The organism is Streptomyces sp. NPDC057428 (genome assembly GCF_042803195.1).
In the GTDB taxonomy this organism is placed as follows: Bacteria; Actinomycetota; Actinomycetes; order Streptomycetales; family Streptomycetaceae; genus Streptomyces.
The window spans coordinates 1-4,437 of sequence record NZ_JBHVCT010000181.1 but is presented as its reverse complement, the minus strand read 5'-3'; the positions used below and the strand labels follow the sequence as shown (position 1 = coordinate 4,437).

The window sequence follows — 4,437 nt, the reverse complement described above, 5'->3', positions numbered from 1 at the left end:
GCGGGACGGGTCGGCTCACCGAACGGGTCGTTGCCCCGCCAGCCCACGGTCCAGAGACCGAAGGTGAACCTGTCCGCGGGAGTGGGAGTGAAGCGGTCCGTCATTGCACAGCCTCTTGTCGACGTCAGGCCAGGTGGCAGCATGCGCCGCCCTGGGCAATTTGTTTGCTTGCAGTACTAATACGTCATCCCGCCGATGGTTTCTAGACCATTTCCGTGACGTATCGGTCACGTGGCGCCAACATGGCGGATCCATGGCGGGGGACTCACTGGATGCCCACTCGGGCATTCCGGCATATTCCTCCGCCCACCACCCCTGGCGGGTGTATTTGTTTTGTGTACGATCAAAATCGATAGGCCCCGCAGCCGCGCTCGCCGCAGGCGCCCCGGCCTTCCTCGCAGTCCCGCACCTTCCGACCGGCTAAGGACCACCTCCATGAAGTTCACCGACGGCTTCTGGCAGTTGCGCAGCGGTGTGCACGCCTCGTACGCCACCGAAGTCCGCGACGTCCGTCTCGACGCCGACCGCCTCGCCGCCTACGCCGCGGTGAAGCGGGTCGAGCGGCGCGGCGACACCCTGAACGCCCCGCTGATCACCGTAGAGGCCTACGCCCCGGCCGAGGGCGTCATCGCCGTACGCCTGACCCATCACGCGGGCAAGCGCGCCAAGGGCCCCGACTTCGAGATGCCCGGCGCCGCCGCCCGGTCGGCCGCCACCACCCGCACGGAGGGCGCCGCCGCCGAGCTGACCAGCGGCCCGCTGACCCTGCGCCTGCCCACCGAGGGCGTCTTCGGCATGGACTTCCTCGACGAGTCCGGCCGGGTCCTGACCTCGGCAGGCCGCAAGGGCAGCGCCTTCGCCACGGTCGACGGCGGCGGGCACCATATGATCGCCCAACTCGCCCTGGGTGTCGGTGAGACGGTCCACGGCCTCGGGGAGCGCTTCACGCCGTACGTGAAGAACGGCCAAGTGGTCGACATGTGGCAGGCCGACGGCGGCACCAGCAGCGAACAGGCCTACAAGAACATCCCGTTCTACCTCTCCTCCCGCGGGTACGGCGTCTTCGTCAACCACCCCGGAAAGGTCTCCTTCGAGGTCGGCTCGGAGGCTGTGGGGCAGGTGCAGTTCAGCGTCGAGGACCAGACGCTGGAGTACTTCGTCATCGCCGGCCCCACCCCGAAGGACGTCCTGGCGCGCTACACCGCACTCTCCGGTCGCCCCGCCCTGCCGCCGGCCTGGTCCTTCGGCCTCTGGCTGACCACGTCCTTCACCACCTCCTACGACGAGGCGACGGTCACCTCCTTCGTCGACGGGATGGCCGAGCGCGGAATCCCCCTCAGCGTCTTCCACTTCGACTGCTTCTGGATGCGCGAGTACCAGTGGTGCGACTTCGAGTGGGACCCGGCGGTCTTCCCCGATCCGGAGGGCATGCTCGCGCGCCTCAAGGACAAGGGCCTGAAGATCTGCGTCTGGATCAACCCGTACATCGGACAGAAGAGCGCCCTGTACGAAGAAGGCGTCCGCGAGGGCTACTTCGTCCTCACCCCCGAGGGCGACGTCTGGCAGTGGGACAAGTGGCAGGCCGGCATGGCGCTGGTCGACTTCACCAACCCCGCGGCCACCGCCTGGTTCCAGAGCAAGCTCAAGGGGCTGCTGGACCAGGGTGTCGACGGCTTCAAGACCGACTTCGGCGAGCGCATCCCGACCGACGTCGTGTGGCACGACGGCTCCGACCAGGAGCGCATGCACAACTACTACACGCACCTGTACAACAAGGCGGTCTTCGAGCTCCTGGAGAAGGAGCGCGGCCAGGGCGAGGCCGTCCTCTTCGCCCGGTCGGCCGCCGCAGGCGGTCAGCAGTTCCCGGTCCACTGGGGTGGCGACTGCTGGTCCTCCTTCGAGGCCATGGCGGAGTCCCTGCGCGGCGGACTCTCGCTGTCGCTGTCGGGCTTCGGCTTCTGGAGCCACGACATCGGCGGCTTCGAGGGCACCCCCGACCCGGCGGTGTTCAAGCGCTGGCTCGCCTTCGGCCTGCTCTCCTCGCACAGCCGGCTGCACGGCTCGTCGTCGTACCGCGTGCCGTGGGAGTTCGGCGACGAAGCAGTCGACGTGGCCCGGCAGTTCACCCGCCTGAAGCACCGTCTGATGCCGTACCTCTACGGCGCGGCAGTGGAGACCCACAAGACGGGTGTCCCGACCATGCGGCCCATGCTGCTGGAGTTCCCGGGCGACCCGACCGCCCGCGTGGCCGACCGTCAGTACCTGCTCGGCCCGGATGTTCTGGTCGCGCCCGTCTTCTCGCAGGACGGGACGGTCGAGTACTACGTCCCCGAGGGCACCTGGACGCACTTCCTCACCGGTGAGACCGTCACGGGTCCCGCCTGGCGACAGGAGACCCACGGCTTCGACAGCCTTCCCCTGCTCGTCCGCCAGGGGGCGGTACTCGCCCTGGGCGCCGACGAGTCCCGCCCGGACGGGGAGTGGCTCGACGGCCTCGAACTCCGCGTCTACGCCCCCGAGGGCACCGGTGACTTCACCCGCACGGTGACGGTCCCCGACCTCACTGGCGCGGTGGCCGCGACGTACGAGGTCGTCCACCGGGACGGCGAGGTCAGCGTCACCACGGACACGGACCGGCCTTACACGGTCACCCTGGTCGGCTGACCCCGCTGCCCTGGGCCGGCCCGGCCCGGCCCAGGGCAGAGTCAGAGAGCGCCGTTGATGAGAGCACGCACGAACGGCGCCCAGCGGTCCGGGGTGAACGCGAGCACGGGACCGCCGGGGTCCTTGGTGTCCCGCACGGGCACGAGGCTGGGGACGCCGTCGGCCACGGCGACGCAGTTGCCGCCGTCGCCGTTGCTGTGGGAAGAGGTGCGCCATGACGCAGAGCTCAGGTCAGGTGCCATGTGTATCGGTCGCATGATCCTTCTCCGCCGATTCGACCAGGTCCAGAGAGGCCTCCGTTGACAGCGCGGCGGCCCTCGCCAGATCGTAGGCGGTGTGGAAACGGTCCACCACGGCCGCGTCGTCGATCAGCTCACCGCTGTAGGCAGTCTCCGTGTACACGGCGCCGGGAGCGTCGCCGAACCGCATGAGTGTGACGGACGTGTTCAGGAGCGGGTGCACGCCCGCCGAGAACGGGAGTACCTGCAACACGACTCCGGGGAGCGAGCGGGCCCGCCGTGCGAGGTGGCCGAGCTGCTCGGCCATGACCACGGCGCCCCCCACCGGCACCCGAAGAGCGGCCTCGTGCAGGATCACCCACAGGACCGGAGCCGCCGGTGCGTCGAGCAGCCGGGCCCGTTCGCGCCGCGCCCGGACATGTCCGTCGACGACGTCGGCGGCGGCAAAAGGGTGTGACGCACGAGTCAGGGCGCGGGCATAGGCCTCGGTCTGCAACAGGCCCGGCACCAGCATCGGCGCGAATTCGGAGATGGACGTCGCGCGCATCTGAAGCTCCGCTGCGTCCGCGAAGTACCCGGCCACCCGCGACGTTCGCGCGAGCCTGCACAGCCGCTGCAAGTGCTCGCCGCTCCCCAGCAGCTCGTCGAACACCCTGGACATGTCCAGCTGCGGCCGGCGCTCCGCCGCCTCGAACATGCCGATGTACGAGCCCGAGCAGAACACCCGCTCGCCGAGCTGCCCCTGCGACATGGCGGCCGCCTCCCGCAGTCGTCGCAGCTCGGAGCCGTAAAAGGCCCGTGCGTCGGTGTAGGGGTGGGCAGCTGTGCGCCCCTATGGTCGATTGAGTGAGTGTTAGAACACTCGAGCAATGTTACGATCTTGCTTATGAATCTTACGGAGTGGGCGGAAGCGAACGGTGTGCATCGACAGACCGCGTATCGCTGGTTCCGTGAGGGCACGTTGCCGGTCCCTGCTGAGCGTGTGGGGCCGCGCACGATCCTGGTCAACATCGAGGCGAACTCGTCACCGAAGGTAACCGCGGGCGGTGTTGGGCTGTACGCCCGCGTCTCCTCGCATGAGCAGAAGGCGGACCTGGAACGCCAGGTCTCCCGTCTGGCCGGCTGGGCTGCAAAGCACGGCCATACGGTGGCCCGTATCGAAGCGACATGATCGAGGTACTGACCTCGTTCTGTGCCCGCCTGTACGGACGACGCTCCGCGAAGAACCGGGCGACGAAGGCACTGGAAGCGGCTGCCGCCGATGACTGAGCCGAAGAAGAAGCAACTGCGCACCATCGAACCGCCGTTCGTCGCCCTCGGTCCGTCCGGTGTCGCGATACGCGACCGCCTCAAGCACCTCACACCCCAGGACGACAAGGTGCTGCGCCTGGTCGGTGAACATCTCGGCTCCCTCGCCTCGCGGGACCTCAAGAACCGCTGCATGGACGGCCTGGACCACAACAGCGACACGTGGGCCGCCCGGAAGCAGGGCCTGACCGCCTCCTCCTCGTCCCGGTGGGCCGGGACGATCACG

3 protein-coding genes and 2 pseudogenes are annotated in these 4,437 nt (G+C 68.6%); 3 read left to right on the top strand and 2 right to left on the bottom strand.

Annotation, left to right across the window (positions count from 1 at the left end):
- The first annotated feature begins 435 nt into the window (after positions 1-435).
- Positions 436-2,664, top strand: coding sequence for an alpha-xylosidase (yicI, locus tag ACFU5K_RS31340; protein ID WP_384067973.1), 2,229 nt, complete (start codon positions 436-438; stop codon positions 2,662-2,664).
- A 41-nt stretch (positions 2,665-2,705) separates the two neighbouring features.
- Here yicI and ACFU5K_RS31335 read toward each other — a convergent pair whose 3' ends face one another.
- Positions 2,706-2,906, bottom strand: coding sequence for a DUF397 domain-containing protein (locus tag ACFU5K_RS31335; RefSeq protein WP_384067970.1), 201 nt, complete (start codon positions 2,904-2,906; stop codon positions 2,706-2,708).
- The gene (locus tag ACFU5K_RS31330) at positions 2,896-3,681 is read right to left on the bottom strand and encodes a Scr1 family TA system antitoxin-like transcriptional regulator (protein ID WP_384067976.1); all 786 of its coding nucleotides are present in this window, start codon (positions 3,679-3,681) and stop codon (positions 2,896-2,898) included. Before ACFU5K_RS31330 ends, ACFU5K_RS31335 begins: the two co-directional genes overlap by 11 nt.
- A 108-nt stretch (positions 3,682-3,789) precedes the next feature.
- Here ACFU5K_RS31330 and ACFU5K_RS31325 point away from each other — a divergent pair.
- Positions 3,790-4,172: pseudogene (locus ACFU5K_RS31325) on the top strand (recombinase family protein).
- Positions 4,165-4,437, top strand: a pseudogene (locus ACFU5K_RS31320) (IS200/IS605 family accessory protein TnpB-related protein); the annotation flags it as partial. The pseudogenes ACFU5K_RS31325 and ACFU5K_RS31320, both read left to right, overlap by 8 nt.